General features: G+C 65.2%; 15 protein-coding genes. 5 read left to right on the top strand and 10 right to left on the bottom strand.

Features of this window, described 5'->3' with window-relative positions:
* Window positions 1-98: 98 nt before the first annotated feature.
* Together rpsL and AC3EC3_RS01000 are read right to left on the bottom strand one after the other, a co-directional pair.
* Complete coding sequence (gene rpsL, locus AC3EC3_RS01005; RefSeq protein ID WP_007011879.1) at window positions 99-470, bottom strand: 30S ribosomal protein S12; 372 nt, start codon at window positions 468-470, stop codon at window positions 99-101.
* A 567-nt stretch (window positions 471-1,037) separates the two neighbouring features.
* Window positions 1,038-3,623 (bottom strand): HWE histidine kinase domain-containing protein, encoded by a 2,586-nt coding sequence (locus AC3EC3_RS01000; protein ID WP_488487875.1) that lies wholly within the window; start codon window positions 3,621-3,623, stop codon window positions 1,038-1,040.
* A gap of 465 nt (window positions 3,624-4,088) precedes the next feature.
* Between AC3EC3_RS01000 and AC3EC3_RS00995 the strand changes: the two genes are divergently transcribed.
* Window positions 4,089-4,799, top strand: a complete 711-nt coding sequence (locus tag AC3EC3_RS00995; protein WP_488487874.1) for a Crp/Fnr family transcriptional regulator — start codon at window positions 4,089-4,091, stop codon at window positions 4,797-4,799.
* A 101-nt stretch (window positions 4,800-4,900) separates the two neighbouring features.
* Here the strand turns inward: AC3EC3_RS00995 and AC3EC3_RS00990 are convergent, their stop codons facing one another.
* Window positions 4,901-5,185, bottom strand: coding sequence for a GIY-YIG nuclease family protein (locus tag AC3EC3_RS00990; RefSeq protein WP_488487873.1), 285 nt, complete (start codon window positions 5,183-5,185; stop codon window positions 4,901-4,903).
* A 156-nt stretch (window positions 5,186-5,341) separates the two neighbouring features.
* Window positions 5,342-6,313, bottom strand: coding sequence for an oxygen-dependent tRNA uridine(34) hydroxylase TrhO (trhO, locus tag AC3EC3_RS00985; RefSeq protein ID WP_488487872.1), 972 nt, complete (start codon window positions 6,311-6,313; stop codon window positions 5,342-5,344).
* A 218-nt stretch (window positions 6,314-6,531) separates the two neighbouring features.
* Here trhO and AC3EC3_RS00980 point away from each other — a divergent pair, with 218 nt between their 5' ends.
* A complete protein-coding gene (locus AC3EC3_RS00980) occupies window positions 6,532-6,951 on the top strand; it encodes a hypothetical protein (RefSeq protein ID WP_488487871.1) in 420 nt (139 codons plus the stop codon).
* A 123-nt stretch (window positions 6,952-7,074) separates the two neighbouring features.
* Here AC3EC3_RS00980 and AC3EC3_RS00975 read toward each other — a convergent pair whose 3' ends face one another.
* The 4 genes from AC3EC3_RS00975 to AC3EC3_RS00960 all read right to left on the bottom strand — a co-directional run bounded on the left by AC3EC3_RS00975 (window position 7,075) and on the right by AC3EC3_RS00960 (window position 10,527).
* Complete coding sequence (locus tag AC3EC3_RS00975) at window positions 7,075-7,872, bottom strand: EF-hand domain-containing protein (protein WP_488487870.1); 798 nt, start codon at window positions 7,870-7,872, stop codon at window positions 7,075-7,077.
* 136 nt (window positions 7,873-8,008) lie between these two features.
* On the bottom strand, window positions 8,009-8,989 hold the full coding sequence (locus tag AC3EC3_RS00970) for a hypothetical protein (protein ID WP_488487869.1): 981 nt from the start codon (window positions 8,987-8,989) through the stop codon (window positions 8,009-8,011).
* A gap of 299 nt (window positions 8,990-9,288) precedes the next feature.
* Window positions 9,289-9,792 (bottom strand): response regulator, encoded by a 504-nt coding sequence (locus AC3EC3_RS00965; protein ID WP_488487868.1) that lies wholly within the window; start codon window positions 9,790-9,792, stop codon window positions 9,289-9,291.
* 72 nt (window positions 9,793-9,864) lie between these two features.
* A complete protein-coding gene (locus AC3EC3_RS00960) occupies window positions 9,865-10,527 on the bottom strand; it encodes a sigma-70 family RNA polymerase sigma factor (protein WP_488489163.1) in 663 nt (220 codons plus the stop codon).
* Window positions 10,528-11,219: 692 nt separating this feature from the next.
* Here AC3EC3_RS00960 and AC3EC3_RS00955 point away from each other — a divergent pair.
* Entirely contained in the window at window positions 11,220-12,017 is a 798-nt protein-coding gene (locus AC3EC3_RS00955) for a response regulator (RefSeq protein ID WP_488487867.1), read from the top strand.
* Window positions 12,018-12,153: 136 nt separating this feature from the next.
* Here the strand turns inward: AC3EC3_RS00955 and AC3EC3_RS00950 are convergent, their stop codons facing one another.
* Window positions 12,154-12,567, bottom strand: a complete 414-nt coding sequence (locus AC3EC3_RS00950) for a hypothetical protein (RefSeq protein WP_488487866.1) — start codon at window positions 12,565-12,567, stop codon at window positions 12,154-12,156.
* 394 nt (window positions 12,568-12,961) lie between these two features.
* On the opposite strand from AC3EC3_RS00950, the gene AC3EC3_RS00945 reads away from it, so the two are divergent.
* Together AC3EC3_RS00945 and AC3EC3_RS00940 are read left to right on the top strand one after the other, a co-directional pair.
* A complete protein-coding gene (locus AC3EC3_RS00945; RefSeq protein WP_488487865.1) occupies window positions 12,962-13,843 on the top strand; it encodes a nickel/cobalt efflux transporter in 882 nt (293 codons plus the stop codon).
* Window positions 13,844-13,873: 30 nt separating this feature from the next.
* Window positions 13,874-14,140, top strand: coding sequence for a metal-sensing transcriptional repressor (locus tag AC3EC3_RS00940; RefSeq protein ID WP_488487864.1), 267 nt, complete (start codon window positions 13,874-13,876; stop codon window positions 14,138-14,140).
* Window positions 14,141-14,191: 51 nt separating this feature from the next.
* Here AC3EC3_RS00940 and AC3EC3_RS00935 read toward each other — a convergent pair whose 3' ends face one another.
* Window positions 14,192-15,892: a CHASE domain-containing protein gene (locus AC3EC3_RS00935; protein WP_488487863.1), complete on the bottom strand. Its 1,701-nt coding sequence runs from the start codon at window positions 15,890-15,892 to the stop codon at window positions 14,192-14,194.
* Window positions 15,893-16,035 lie beyond the last annotated feature (143 nt).

Here is a 16,035-nt window from a genome sequence, read left to right as displayed (position 1 = left end):
ACCGGCATTGCGCGACGTCGATAAACTGTTTCAACCGACCTTAGCTTCGGAGGCCAGCGATCCCAGCTTTCGCTGGGATGACCATGCCCCCGGCATGGTCACTTCGGACGCTTGGCGCCGTACTTCGAGCGGCTCTGCTTGCGATCCTTGACGCCCTGCGTATCGAGCACGCCGCGCAGGATGTGGTAGCGAACGCCGGGAAGATCGCGGACGCGGCCGCCGCGGATGAGCACGACCGAGTGCTCCTGCAGGTTGTGGCCTTCACCCGGAATGTACGAGATGACTTCGCGGCTGTTGGTCAGACGGACCTTGGCGACCTTGCGAAGTGCCGAGTTCGGCTTCTTCGGGGTGGTCGTGTAGACGCGGGTGCAAACGCCGCGCTTCTGCGGGTTCTGCTCCATCGCAGGGACCTTGGACTTGGCCTTCTGCGGCTCGCGGCCCTTGCGGACCAGCTGGTTGATAGTGGGCATCTATACTCTTCTTTCGAATTTTTGGAGTGCGATGGATCCGGGCCGCGTATTCGCTTCGGATCTTCAGGCAGATCCACGAACCACGGCACGCACCCTTCGCACCCCCGATGAGACGCATAAGCGCTGTACGGGGCCGGTCCATTTCGACGGGAAGAGAGAAGAAGGTCAGGTGCAGCACCGGCTTTTCACCCCTGCAACGGCGCCACCGGAAAACCGGAAGAACCACAGCCGCAGGCGATACGCCTTGCCGCACATGAGCCGAAAACACTCCACCCGGCGCCCTGCACCGGATTACTTTGCCACCTGACGGTCGGACACATGCCTTTTCGAATCGCGCGAGGCGCCCCGAAAGACCCGTTCGAACCCGGTTCACCGACTCGCTTCCAGACACGCGAACGCACTGGAAAACCGCGACAAACCTTGCCGAATGACAATGTTCAGCCTTGTACTGCCCCCACGAGCGAACCCGCAAGGGATGCGCGCCTGTAGGGGATCGGCGGGATGGGGTCAAGGTGGGTCGCTTGTGGAACCGCCCTGCCCCGTTCTACCCGCCCCGGCCCGAACCGCCTACAGCCGGTCCTGCATCAGCCGCACCACGGCGTTTTTCACGTCGCGCTCGGAATAGGGCTTGGTGACGGTGGGCACGTTGCCGAGGTCTGCCGACTGGATCGCGTTCTCGCCATAGCCGCTGGCGAAGATGAACGGGATCGCCCGCTCGTACAGGGCTTTGGCTACCGGCTCGCTGGTGTCCTTGCCCAGATTGACGTCGAGCATGGCGAAGCTGATCTCGGTCTCGTCGATCAGGTCCAGCGCGCCGCGCACCGATCCGGCGATGCGGCAATCCTCGAAGCCGATCCCGCGCAGCAGGTCCTCGGCCTCCATGGCGATGATCACGTTGTCTTCCACGATCAGCGCGGCGCCCTTGAAGAAGCCGTCGTCGCGCATCTCGCTCTCGGTCGGCACCGGGGCGGGCTCGCGCGGCGAGGCGGTGGGCGTGGCGAAGGTGGCGATATGCTCGTCGGGGATCAGGAACAGCGCATGAAGGCCCTGCTCGGGATAGACCACCGAGGCGCTGCCGCCCAGTTCGTGCGGGATCGTACGCTCGATGATGGTCGAGCCGAAGCCGCGCCGGGTCGGGGCCTGCACCGGCGGGCCGCCGCTTTCGCGCCAGTCGATCTCCAGCGAGCCGTCGTCCCCGCGCGACAGCAGCACATTGACCGTACCGCGCGAATCCGAGAGCGCGCCGTACTTGCACGAATTGGTCATCAGCTCGTGGATCACCAGCGCCAGCGTGGTGAAGGCGCTGGGCGCGATCATCGCGTCCGGCCCCTCGATCACCACCCGGTCGAGGCTGTGGCTGGCGTAGGCGTCGGTCTCGGTGCGGATGAGATTGTAGATCGAGGAGGGCGACCAGTCGGTCTGCGTCACCTGATCGTGGGCGCGGGCCAGCGCGTGGATGCGGCTGCCGACGATCTCGGCAAAGTCGTCGATCGTCTTCGCGCCGTCCTTGCTCTGGGTGACGAGGCCCCGGATCAGGTTGAGGATATTGCGCACGCGGTGGTTCAGCTCCGCGATCAGCATGTCCTGCTGGCGATGGGCCTTGTCACGCTCGGCATTGGCGATCTCGGCCAGGCGCAGCACGACTTCGAGCAGGGTGACGCGCAGCGCGTCGGCGGCCTGCACTTCCTCCTCGGTCCACGGGCGCGACTGGCCCCGGCGCTCTTCCTTCCACAGCTCGAAACTGCTGCGCGGCGTCAGGCGCGCGCCGTTGGGGCCAAGCTCCACCGGCTTCTCGGGATTGCCCGCCCACTTGACCTCGCGAACGTGCTCCTGCCGGAACAACACGATATAATCGCGGGGAGAGCGGCTGACCGGCAGCGCCAGCAGCCCTGCGGCGCGATCGGCCCATTCGGCGGCAGGCTCGAACAGCGTGACGATGCGGTCGGTCGACCACACCGTGCTGGCCCCTGCGGTGTTGAGGAAGCGCGCCAACTTCGAGAACTGCGCCTCGTCGGGCGTAATGCCGTAGCGCATGAACTCTCCATCGATCCACGCCACGGCGCCGTCGAAGGGGATCACCCGGCCGATCGATTGCGAGAAATCGCCGAAGGCGTCGACCAGCGTGCCGCCGGCGGCGACGCGGGCCATGATCTCGTCGTGCAGGCGCAGCGAATCGAGCCGCATGCCCATCGCCGCGTCGGTTTCCTTCTGGTCGAGCAGGTAGGCGAAGAACTCGCCGAACAGCTCGCTGGCGGTGCGGACCGAATAGGACAGGCGCAAGGGCGCGTAATGGTGGCAGGCCATCAGCCCCCACAGCTTGCCGCGCCGCATGATCGAGACCGACATCGACGCCTTGACGCCCATGTTGCGCAGATATTCGATGTGGATCGGCGAGACCGCGCGCAAGCCCGACATCGACAGGTCCAGCGGCTCGCCGCTCGGCCCGGTGGCGGGATGGATCGGCACTGTGGGATCGTCGACATCGGTGATGATGCGCAGCATGTTGCGGGTGTAGAGCCTGCGCGCCTGCGCCGGGATGTCGGACGCCGGGAAGTGCTGGCCCTTGAAGCTGTCAACCATGCCGTTCAGGCTCTCGGCGATCACCTCGCCCGCGCCATCGGCATCGAAGCGGTAGACCATCACCCGGTCGAACCCGGTCAGCCCGCGCAAGTGGCGGGCGGCGGAGGCGCAGAGCTTCTCGACGCTTTCCGCATCGCGCAGCCGGTCGATCATCGGGCGCACGTAGCTCACGTAATCGCGGCGGCGTCCGCCTTCGTGCGGTTCGATCTCGACCACGAACGAGCGGCCCGAGGCATGGATGGCGAGGTCGAACAGGCGCCCGTCGCCGCGCAGGTCCACCTCGAACAGGCGCTCCACGCTGCCGCCGTGGCCCAGCACCTGCAGGCGCGAGCGGATATCGTGGAGCGCGCTGGGTGACAGGAACCCGGCGGCGGGCACGCCCACCATGTCCTGCGGGGCCTCGCCGAACAGCGCCTCGCAGTTCATCGAGACGTGGTTGATGATCCAGTCGCTGGAGAACGAGATCAGCCAGCCGAAACTCTGGATGCGGCCGATGATGTGGATCGGCTCGAGATCGCAGGTCGTCAGGTCGACGGTGGCCGTATCGTGGGCAGAAGGCAGGGTCTCGGTCATGCCGACATGCCTTCGCGCGCCGGATTGCAGGTCGGCGCGCAAGGGGAAACTGGAGCGAGCATGCACCGGAAAGCGGTGTCGTGCAGGCCTCCCGACAGGTGGTCAACGATCCGCATCACGCTCCCGTATAGCAAACGAAGTTTCCTGCAAGCGCCCGTGCATGCAAGATCTGGCAAGTCCCTGAGCCGATGAGCTTATGTCGCGCGGCGGTCTGGGAAAACCTGACGGTATCCGCAAATGCCCGAGGCCGGGAAATGTTCCTGGTGAACGTTTATGCCTCTATTGCGCCGGTGTCTGTTCAAAAGTGGCCATATCCGGCGAAAGATGGGAACCTCCTGCGCGCGCTCGCATTTCCCTGTCGAACGAAGACAGCCGAACCGAGACAACCGCCGGATGCGTCCGCGCTCCCGAGAACAGGGAGCGGGAAGGGAGCGATCCGGCCTCAAGCGACGGAGAAAACCCCCGATGGCACCTGGCAACGACCTCATGGCCGTGCTGCTCGACGCCGACCGGCACCAGCTCGAAACGCGGCTGGAGGAGGTGCACTTTCATCAGGGGCACGTCATCTACGAGAGCGGCGACAACGTCGATTACTGCTATTTTCCCTGCGGCGATGCGCTCAGCTCGTACTTCGTGCTGCTGGACAGCGGGATCGCGGTGGAGACGATCATGGTCGGACGCGAGGGCGCGCTGGGCGGGATCGTCAGCCAGGGTGCGCTGCCGTCCTATGCGCGGGCCAACGTCCTGCATGGCGGTCGCTATCTGCGTCTGCCGGTCCGCGAACTCGACGCGATCAAGCAGGAAAACGCGGCGGTGCGCCATCTCTTCGCGCGCTATGCCGATTGCGTGATGGCGCAGGTGTTCCAGTCGATCGCCTGCAATGCCGTCCACACCATCGAGCAGCGCGCCGCCAAGTGGCTGACTGCCGCGGTCGAGCGGATCGGGCGCAACGAGGTGACGATGACGCAGGAGCAGCTCGCCTCGATGATGGGGATCGGGCGCAGCTATGCCAGCCGCGTGCTCCAGCGCTTCAAGGCCGAAGGCCTGCTGCGCACCCGACGCGGCGGGATCGAAGTGCTCAAGCCCATCGAACTCGCCGAGCGGGCCTGCAACTGCAACACCCACGTCCGCCGCCACTTCGAAACGGTGTTGGGCGGGGTATACCCGAAGACCTAGGCGGCGCGGACACGTTCGAGACCCGCTGGAGGGCTGTTATGGGTGGGGAGCGGACGTTCTCATAATACCGTCATCCCAGCGAAAGCTGGGATCGCTCTCGGTCAAACGAGACGGTCGAACAGATCGCACCATCCGGGATTGTGCTTTTCGATGAGTTCGATTTTCCACTCACGCTTCCATGCCTTCATTGCCTTCTCTCGGGCAATGGCGGCAATTATCTCGGCGTGTTCCTCCACCAACACCAAGTGTGTAACGCCGTACTTCCGGCAAAATGCCGATCCGCTTCCGGCACGGTGCTGCATCATCCGCAACGCTAGATTGCTGGTCACTCCGATGTACAGAACGCCGTGCGGCTTGTTCGCAAGAATGTAGGTCCAGCCTCCCATCCCGCTATCGTTACATAATGCCGAAAGCGATCCCAGCTTTCGCTGGGATGACGACAGGATTTTAACGTCCGCTAAGGGGCGTCTCCAGACCATCCGCAATTGCTCACGCGGGGGAGAGTTTCGAAGCAGGCGCGCCGGTGCCATAAAATACCAGCGTCAGCGAGGGTCGCGCCTGGCTCCCACGTGCGCCACGCCGCGCGCGGCGGCGAGGGCTTCCTGCTTCGCCCGCTCGCGATAGCCGGCGCGCTGTTCGTCGGTGCGCTCGTCGTAGCAGGCCGGGCAGCTGACGCCGTCCTCGTAGAGCGGCGAGGCGCGCTCGGCCTCATTCACCGGGCGGCGGCAGGCGTGGCACAGCGTGTGCGCGCCCTCGACCAGCGCATGGCCCACGCTCACCCGGCCGTCGAACACGAAGCATTCGCCCTGCCACAGGCTGTCTTCCTCGGGCACGGTTTCGAGGTACTTCAGGATGCCGCCCTGCAGGTGATAGACGTCCTCGACGCCCTCCTGCTTGAGGAACGCAGTGGACTTCTCGCAGCGGATGCCGCCGGTGCAGAACATCGCGACCTTGGGGGGCGTACCGTCGGGCGAGGCGGCGAGCAGGCGCTCGCGCTCGGCCCGGAACCAGCCCGGAAACTCGCGGAAGCTCTTGGTCTGCGGATCGATCGCGCCCCGGAACGTCCCGGCAGCGACCTCGTAGTCGTTGCGCGTGTCGATGACGATGGTGTTCGCGTCCGAGATCAGCGCGTTCCAGTCCTGCGGGGCGACATATGTGCCCACCGAGGCGGTCGGGTCGATGTCCGGCTCGCCCATCGTCACGATCTCCTTCTTCACGCGCACCTTGGTGCGGTGGAAGGGCATCGCCGAGGCCTCGGAGAACTTCACCTCGATCCCCTCGCACCCCGGCAGCGCGCGGATATGCGCGAGCAGCGCGGCGATCGCGGGCGCGGTTCCGGCGACGGTGCCGTTGATCCCCTCGCGCGCGAGCAGCAGCGTGCCGAATATCCCTTGCGCCTCGCACAGCGCCAGCAGCGGTCCACGCAAGGCAGCCGGATCGGCGAACGGCGTGAAGTGATAGAGCGCCGCGACCGTGAACGGTCCGGCCTCTAAAGCAGGTATCGCAGGAGACATGTGTGTTGAGGGCATGAGGGGGGAGTCCATGATGGCGGCGGCTCATAGCGCGCAAACGCGGCTTTCGCCAGTATCGCCTCACCAGCCTCGGGCGCCTTCCGGAACCGTCGAGTGTTTCCGTACGTTTACCAGTCAGCACACAGACATGTTCACCGGCGCATATTACCCGTCTTCACGGGCGCGAATTGCGCTTCGGACTGGTCACACGAGAGGTCGCCATGAAAAGGACACTACTTGCCGTCGCGCTTCTGGGCGGCGTCGCTTCGCTTTCCGGCTGTTACGACGATGGCTATGGCTACGGCGGGTACGGCGGCGGTATCGGCTACATGGATTACGGCGCGCCCTATCCCTATGACGGCTGGTACGACGGCTATTACGGATCGGTATACGATGGCTACTGGGGCAGCGACGGCTACTTCTGGTATCGCGGCAACGGGCGCGACCATCGCTATCGCCGCGGCGATCCGGGCCACTTCCGCCGCGATGCGCCGCAGGGCCAGCACAACTTCCGCCAGTTCCGGGGCGAGATGCACCCGCAGCGTGGCAACCAGATGCCCAATTTCCGCGGCGGCAATCCGCAGGGTGGCGGGCACCAGGGCGGTGGCGGTCATCAGGGCGGCGGACATCGGGGTCACTGAGACACTGAAAACGGAAAATAGCGGGGCGGTGGACCTATGGTTCGCCGCCCCGTCTGTTATTCTCCGACCCTGTTATTCGCTGTCGGTGCGGTCCAGCGCCCGCAACGCCGTGACACCTGCCCCTTACTGCGACGGCGGCGGCCCACCCTCGCCCGGACCACCCGGCCCGCGACGGGCACCGAAGCCACCCCGATGGCCATCGGGGCCATCCATCGGGCGCAGCTCATCCATCGACAGCTCGCCGTCGTGGTCCTTGTCGGCCGCCTCGAAGGCCTTGCCTTCATAGGCGATCAGTTCGGCCAGCGAGATGCCTGCATCGTAGTTGGTGTTCGCCTTGGCAATGACAGTGCCGGTCAGCGGCTCGATCAGGCGCAGCGCCATGCGGTCGCCTTCGTCTTTGGTGTGCGGCATGATGGCATCGGGGATCGGACCATTGCGATCGCCAAACGCGCTGCCCTCGTCCGATGCGGCAGAGCCCATCTGCTTTTGCCATACCATGAACTCGTCAGGCGAGATGGTGCCGTCATGGTTGGCATCGACGGCAGTGAAGCGCGCACGGATCAGCGCCTCGCGCTTGGCCTCGACCACGCCATGCAGTTCGGCCACCGTCACCGTGCCGTCGTGGTTGGCGTCGGCCTCGTCGAACATCTGCTCGACGATCTTGTCGTAGTCCTTGCGCTTCAAAGGCTTGGGAGGGCGCGGACGATCCGCACCGCCACCCGGAGGGCCGCCCTCGTCACCGCCATGATGGCCGCCGCCACCCGGACCGCCACCGCCGCCCATATCGCCCATGCCGCCCATCTGGCCCATGCCGCCACCCATATCGCCCATCTGGGCCAGGGCGGGCGAGGCCGCGAGCAGAACGGATGCAAGGGCGAGCCCAAGGGCGGAAGCGGCCGAAGCGGCGAGAGGTTTGCGCATGGCGCATGCTCTGCCCGCAGATTGTCGCGCATTCATGTCAGTGCACCCGGGCTTTCGTAACAGTTTGTCGCGAAATCTGAACGAGACGTTCAGGTTGGAGCGCGGTCGGCCATATGCATCGCGTGGCTCCCGCCCCTCAGCCCCCGATCGGCGGCTGCGAGCGCCAGGGTTCGGGGAGGCTCGCCTGCGGGCACCACTTCGCCCGGACCGGCGCCACGCCGCCCTCGTCGCGCAGCACGAACGCGCCCTTGCCTGCCAGCGTGATCCGCGCATGGCGGACATAAGGGGTGCCGTCGCTGACGCCTTCCTGCTGACCGACCAGACAGCGCCGCGTCACTCGCCAGCTTCCGGATACACTCGTAGCTGCACCTGCGCCCGCCACGGGCTGCACCTCGCTCCACGCGCAGGAGCCCGCAGCGCTGTCCATCCCGTCGCGGTAGAGCACCAGCACGGTCCTGGCGCTCACCCTGTCGCACGGGGTATCGCCGGTCGCGTAGTAGCCCGGCCTCAGCGGCACGCTCGGCCCGACCGGATAGGCCGACGTATCGCCGACCGGGCTGACCATTGCCGGTCTGGCAGCGGGGCCCGAGACCGGCTTAGGGCTGGGCACTGGCTTCGCACTGGGCACCGCAGGCTTTTCGGGCAACGGTGTCGCCAGCGGGGTGGGCACCGGCGCGGGCGCCGGAGTCGGAGCCGTAGCAGAGCCCGGCGCATCCACCGACGCAGCCCCATCGGAGCCCCCGTCCTCCACCACCTGCGCAGACGTGGCCGTTGGCGCCACGGCAGAGGGGGCATCCGTCGGAATGGCTCCGGGTGGGGCAAAAACAGACTTCGCCACGACATGCACCGGTTCGACCGGCTCGGACGCCCCTGCAGTACCCGACATCGTCACGCTGACCGGCACTGCACTCGCGCTGTCCGCCGGAGCATCGCCATCACTGCTTCCGCACCCGGCCAGCAGCGGAGCCAGAAGCAGCGGGCCGATCAGCAGCGAAAAGGGAGAGGCGCATCGCATGGCCTGATCGCGATGCCCTGACCTTGCCCCGTTGTCACTTGCGGGGCGTGCATCCGCCTGTGTACAAAGCAACAGATCATCGCCCGCCGGCCAGACCGTCATCCCATCTGATCCGTTTCAGTCATTCCCGTTGACCCTTTCGTATGCCAAAAGCGCGCTAGCTAGGGCGCCGAAGCGTGGCTGCATGAAATAGTCACCTTCAGCGAAGGCAGGCGCCAGTCCGCTCTCCACCCATAACAGACGTTCGTCGCTGCTCGCCCACCCCGTCCGGCTAGGACACTGCGTTCCCAAGCCTTCTGCCCCTCCCGCAAGCGGGAGGGGCAGCGAGACTTGCAGAGCCACAGGCGATGCCAGTTGCAGTGGGGTGGACCAGCGCAACGGCTGCTTCCTTGCCCGAAAGCTCAGCCCATACGGCGCAGAGGATGCAGGTCTCCGGGGCGGCCGTGGTCGGGGCAGCCCGCAAGGGCGTAGGCGATGGCGGCGAGGATCGTCGCTTGCGAGAAGGGCTTGGTGACGATGCCCACGGCCGTTTCGGCGGGCGTGTCGATCTGGCCGGGGTTGGCGGTCACGTAGATCACCCGAGACCCGTAGCGTGCTGCCAGATCGTGAGCGATGGCCGGGCCGGTCAACCCGTCGCGCAAGTTGAGGTCCACCAGCGCGACATCGGGCGCGATGCCCACCCGCTCCAACGAAGCGCGGTCGGCCGCAGTGGCGACCACGGTGTGGCCGCCATCCAAGACGATGTCTTCGAGTTGCAGGGCCAGCAGGAATTCGTCCTCAACGATCAGAACCTTGGCGGCAGCGCCCCCCTTCATATCGCAATCGGCAGTCCGCTCAGCGGCACGATCGGCAGCGAGCGCGCCTTGCTGTCCCGCCCCGATCATCGACTGCGATACCGAATCCAAAGCCTTGCGTCCCTGCTCTGTCTGCTCTGATCTGTCTTGCTGCCAGGCCGCCCTGCGCTTTCGCTTCGACCGTCAGGCCGCGAGGAAGCGAGCGGCGGCGAGCGCGCCTTCATTGGCATTGGCGATCAGCGCCATCTCCGCGAAGAAGGCATCGATAGCCTCGCCGGTCAGTACGAAGTTGTGTCGCGAGTCGGGCAACTGACCCGATTCGATGATCTTCGACAGCATCGAGCGGGCGCGGCAGATGCGGCTCTTCACCGTGCCCAGCGCGATCCCGCAGATCTCGGCGATTTCCTCGTACGACAGGTTGCCTGCGGCAACGAGGATCAGCGCCTCGCGATAGCTGGCGGGGATGGCCGTCAGCGCGCGCAGCACGTCACCGAGGTCTACGGCGCTTTCCTGACCGGCAGGAGCGCATAGAATGCGCTCGGCCGCCAGTTCGTCGTATTCGCCGTGGAAGCGCGCGCGGCGGGCCTCGCTGTAGAAGTGGTTGCGCAGGATCGTGAAGGTCCAGGCCTTGAAGTTGGTCCCGGCAGTGTAGCGGTCCCGCGCAGCCCAGGCGCGCAACATGGCTTCCTGCGCCAGATCGTCGGCGCGGTCGCGGTCGCCGCACAGGCCGCGCGCAAAGGCGCGCAGATGCGGTGCGACGTCCTGAAGTGCGCGCTTGAAGTCCCGCTCGCTGAGCGCTGTCACCTCCCGCGTCTCGATCCTGGCCGTATCCGTGGCGTTGTCCATGGTCTCAGCGGTTTCGGGAGCGGTAGCTGCAAGAGCTTGCATGCGGCAAATCCTTGTATGTGTGACGAGTTGCCGAGGGAACGTTAACTGCGCGGAAATAGTTCCCCGAAAGTCCCGGAAATGCGCTCCGGGCATCCTTACCGCGCAACGCTTCGTCGCAGAGACACTGCATGCACTGAGCCCGGCAACCCCGGAAATTCGCGGGTTTTACGTATAATTGCCATGGAACGACCGGAAACCGGCATCCACTTCATCAATCTGCGCCGACAAGAGCCCGCGAACACCCCCGCCGATACCGACAGCGCTCAACATCGGCCCGCAATGTCAGCAAGAGGAAGCCTTCAAACAAAAAATCGCCGGGCAAAGACCGGCAGAGCAAAAATCGCCGGACAAAAAAAGAGCCCCCCGATAACCTTGCGGCATCAGGGGGCTCCGGGATCGGGTCACCACCGGGTTGCGGGGGGGGTGGGTCCAGTGGTGATGCCGTTCAAACCCGCACACTTCACATTCGGTTCCCGGATTGTCGGTCGATCGCGAAAAATTTTCGCCTTGCCCTGAAGCCAATGCGCGCTCAGATCATTGTACCGGGCTGGAAGGCCAGCTTCCAACACGTCCACGCGGGGAGACGTCGCACTATCGCGCCCGATCTGCCTGTGTTTCTGCCCGCGTTTCATCACGGCCGAGGAGCCCCGATGTCCGTTTCTGACCAGATTGCCCTTCAACTGCCCTATCTGCGCCGCTATGCGCGTGCGCTTACCGGATCGCAGCAGTCGGGCGATACGTATGTGCGCGCCACGCTGGAGGCCGCGCTTGCCGATCCGGCCCTGCGCGAGGCGATCGCCCGCGACCGCGCCTCCCTCTACGCTGCCTTCACCCGCATCTGGTCGACCGGCCACGTCGAGGAACCGGTCAGCGGCGAGGGCGACACCCGCGAGGAAGTCGCCCAGTCGCGCCTGCGCACGATCGCGCCCACGCACCGTCAGGCACTGCTGCTCACCACGGTCGAGGATTTCTCGCGCGAGGATACGGCCCGCGTGCTCGCCGTCGATGTCGAGGATGTCGATGCGCTGGTGAACCAGGCCATCGCCGAGATCGAGAACGAGAGCGCCACCGACGTACTCATCATCGAGGACGAGCCGCTGATCTCGATGCAACTCGAAGGCCTGGTGTCGGATCTTGGCCATCGGGTCGTCGGCACTGCGGCCACCCATGCGCAGGCGGTCGAGGCATTCTCGCGCGCGACCACCCGCCCCGGCCTGGTCCTGGCCGACATCCAGCTGGCCGACGGCAGTTCGGGGATCGAGGCGGTGGAAGACCTGCTGCGCTTCGGCGATGTGCCGGTGATCTTCATCACCGCCTATCCCGAACGCCTGCTGACCGGTGAGCGGCCCGAGCCGACCTATCTCGTCACCAAGCCGTTCCAGGAAGCGACCGTGCGTGCGGCGATCAGCCAGGCGTTGTTCTTCGGGACCAGCCACGCGGCGGGCTGACGGCGCCTTCTTCCGGTATCGGCCACCCGTTATCGGATGCCGATGTTGTTCAGTTGGGCGCCCCTTTTCAGTTGCGAAGCCCCTGCCCCCTCCCTTGCGAAGGGGGGCTTCTTCCTCCTGAAAGCCAGCCCCGACCTCAGAAGATCGCAGGCATCACCGGCTGCGCCACATCAACGATCGACAGCGCCAGCGCGCCGACCAGCGCCAGCGCAAACGTGCTGCCGATCGAGGTGGATTCCCCCATGTCTCCATCGAGTACGACCGAGGCGAAATGGGTGCCGTTTCCCCCGCGCGAGGTCATTATCCCGGCATGGACCGGCAGCAGCGTCATCGCCGCCGATTCCGATGCACCTGCGGCCAGCCGGCAGGCAAGGACATCGGCCCGCTCTCCCTCCAGTTCCAGTACGCGATACCCCTCCGGGCAGGCCCGTAGCAGCGCGACCATGGCGCGCAGACACGCCTCCTCGGATTCGGGCGAGGCCTGGCTCGCCGCCAGCGCAAGATCATCCAGTTCGGCCAGCCAGCGGCGGGCAGAGAAGGCGCGTCCCATTGTGTTGTAGTCCTTTGCTCTGTCTTTATTGAAAGCGATTGCACCCGCTTTACGACCTTTGCCACGGGCCTAACCTCGACAGGGCTAAAGTGAACATACGGATATATACGTGAAATCGGCTTTACAGCCGAAAATCAGGACTTTTCCTCAGGCCCTGTCCTGTTAGTGCATCAGTTCCGGGGGTTAGCACGCCAGCTAATACGGACTTATACTTGGTTAAATACCGATGCCAGGCATCAGGTGACAGAGTTCCCGCCAGCGCCTTTCCCGAGCAGCCCTTTCCCGAACAGCAGCACCCTTCCGCGACGGACCATTCCGGTCGCGCCGCGCGTACATCAAAATATCCCCTCTAGGGGGATAGGATTCATAAACAGACCTTGCTAGAGCGCCCGCCATGACCTCACTTTCCGACCTGTTGCAGCACAGCGCTGCCCACGCCTGGCTTTTCATCCCGAGCGCCATCCTGCTCGGCGCCCTGCACGGCCTCGAACCCGGACATTCCAAGACAATGATGGCCGCGTTCATCGTCGCGGTGCGCGGAACCGTGCGGCAGGCAGTGCTGTTGGGACTGGCCGCCACGCTTTCGCACACTGCCGTCGTGTGGGTGGTGGCACTGGGCGGCGTCTATCTGTTTCAGGGCCTCAATCCCGAAGGCATCGAACCCTACTTCCAGTTCGCCTCCGGCATCGTGATCGTCGCGGTTGCACTCTGGATGCTTTGGCGCATCCATCGCGAGCACACCCATGATCATGATCATCATCATGACCACGATCATGACCATGACCATGACCATGATCATCATCACGATAACGGGCATGGGCACGACCATAAACACGGACACGATGGCGCAGCGATCGACCATAATCTTGCCCATGCCCTGGACCTGACGGACGGCGGCTATCAGGACGCGCACGAGCGCCAGCACGCCGAGGATATCCGCCGCCGCTTTGCCGGCCGCGAGGTGACGACCGGGCAAATCGTGCTGTTCGGCCTGACCGGCGGCCTGGTCCCCTGCCCCGGTGCGATCACCGTGCTGCTGCTGTGCCTTCAACTCAAGCGGATCGCGCTCGGTTCGGTTCTGGTACTGTGCTTCAGCATCGGCCTGGCGCTGACGATGGTGATGTCCGGCGTGATTGCCGCGCTCAGTGTGCGCTATGCACAGAAGACGTTCGGCGGCTTCGGTTCGCTGGTGCGCAAGGCCCCCTATGCCAGCGGCATCGTGATCCTGTGCCTTGGCGTCTATCTTGCGCTACAGGGATATCAGACACTTCCCTGAAACAGACTATCCAGCATCGGATTGCCCATCATGAGCCACGCTGCCAGCCCCGACCTTCTCAACCGCCTGCGTCGCGCAAACGGCCATCTGGTCAGCATTATCCGCATGGTCGAGGAGGGCGAGGATGGCCTCAAGATCGCCCAGCAGATGCAGGCGGTCGTCGCGGCGCTGGAAAAGACCAAGACGCTGATCGTCACCGACCATATCGAACATCACATCGAAGACCTGATCGGCCCCTTGCCCGCCGCCGTGCGAGAAGACCTCTCGAAGCTGGGGGAATTGGCCAAGTACCTCTAGGCGCTTTTCAGAAGCCGGTCCGAAAAGCGCCCGCGGACATTTTCGGACCGGCTATCGCCGCCCGCCCCTCGAACCGCCTGTTGGCCCGAGCCGCTGCTCGGTTCTCAGGGCAAACTCGCGCGCTGCGCGCACCGGCACGCGCAGCATGCATTCCACGCCGGTCGGCTCGAACCGCAGGTCCACCGCCGATTTCAACTCGTGCGCGACGATCTTCTCGATCAGGTCGCGCCCGAAACCGCGCTTTTTCGGTGCCACCACGGGCGGGCCGCCCTCTTCGCGCCAGCTGATCTGCGCCAGCCGGTCCGACACCATCTTCCAGTGAACGTGAACGCGCCCCTCGATAGTCGACAGCGCCCCGTACTTGGCCGCGTTCGTCGCCAGTTCGTGGATCGCGAGGCCCAGCGACATCGCATCGTTGGGCGCCAGCTTGATATCCGGGCCGCCGCGCTCGACATGGCTCTCGTTGCCTTCCATGTAGGGCGCGAGTTCCGCCTCGATCACATCCCCCAACGCCGCGCTGGTCCAGTCCGACTGCGAGAGGATATCGTGCGTGGCCGACAGCGCACGGATGCGCGCGCTCAGGCTCTCGGTATAATCGTCAAGGTCGGTCGCCCGCCGGCGCGTCAGCGCGGCGATCGAAAGCACGTTGGCCAGCGTGTTCTTCACCCTGTGGTTCAGCTCGCGCGTCAGTGAATCGCGGATCGCCGACTGGCCCTGAAGCCATTCCAGCACCTGCCGGTCCTCGGCCGCGCGGTGGGTGATGAAGCGTCCCACCGCCATCGCCGCCAGCGAGGCGATGATCCCGAAGAACAGCGTGATCCGGGCCAGCGGCGAAAGCGCGCCATATTGCCGGTCGCTGACGACGACGACCCACTGCTCGCCCCCCACATCGATGGTGCGTTCGGTCGTCGGCCCCTCGGTGCCTTCGGCAGTGCGTTCGGCCAGCAGGTTGGCCGGATCGACGCTCTGGTCGTAGATCGACACGTCGATGCGGTTGTTGCGATAAAGTTCACTGGCCGAGCTGAGGAAATCCTCGGCACGGAAAGGGCTATAGAGGAAGCCCTTGATGTACTGGTTGTGGCCCCGCCCCATCACCACCGGCATGTAGATCAGGAACCCGGCGGCATCGGGGCGTCCGTTGTCCTGCACCAGCGTGACCTTGCCCGAGGCGACCGGCGCGCGCGCGGCCCGAGCCCTGTCGATCGCGGCACGGCGCACGGCTTCCGAATACATATCGAAGCCGATCGCCTTGCGGTTGTCGGGCGATCCCGGCTCCAGGAACAGCACCGGCACCGAATAGGGATCCGCACCATCGACATAGGGCGTGACGGCGTACGTCTCGCTGCCCGGTGACTGACGCACCGCCACCTCGAAGAAGGGTACTTGCGCGGCGGTCAGCAGCGGCGCCCACCCCATGCCAAGCGAGCCGTACATGTTGCCGCTGCCCTGCAGGTCCTGCGCGAAGTCGCGGAACTGGTCGGCGCTGACGTTCGACTGGGTGGCGAACAGCGCCGCGCCTGCGCGCAGCAGCGCCATGTTTTCGGTGACGCGCCGCTGCAGGGCCGAGGAGATCTCGGTGAGGTTGCGATCCAGCTCGACCTGGCGAGTCTGCCGGTCGGCCCGCTCGATCGCCATGACCGAGACCGCCGTGGTCATGCCCGCGATCACGAACAGCAGCAGCGGCCAACCGCGCGGATAGCGGTGGAACCATGCCTGCTTCTTCACCCGGTCCAGCAGCGGCTGGTCAATCACCCGATGTATTCCTTGAAATCTGGCCCCGGATCGACGGATCGCCCCCGACAAGGAGAGCGCGCCCGGTACATCTATGGCAAGTCTTTGACGCGAGGGGAACCTTGCGCGTGATGAAATGTTCCATGCCTGAACCGTGACAGACC

The organism is Novosphingobium sp. BAM6 (assembly GCF_057784955.1).
This window is presented reverse-complemented; position numbering and strand designations above follow the sequence as displayed.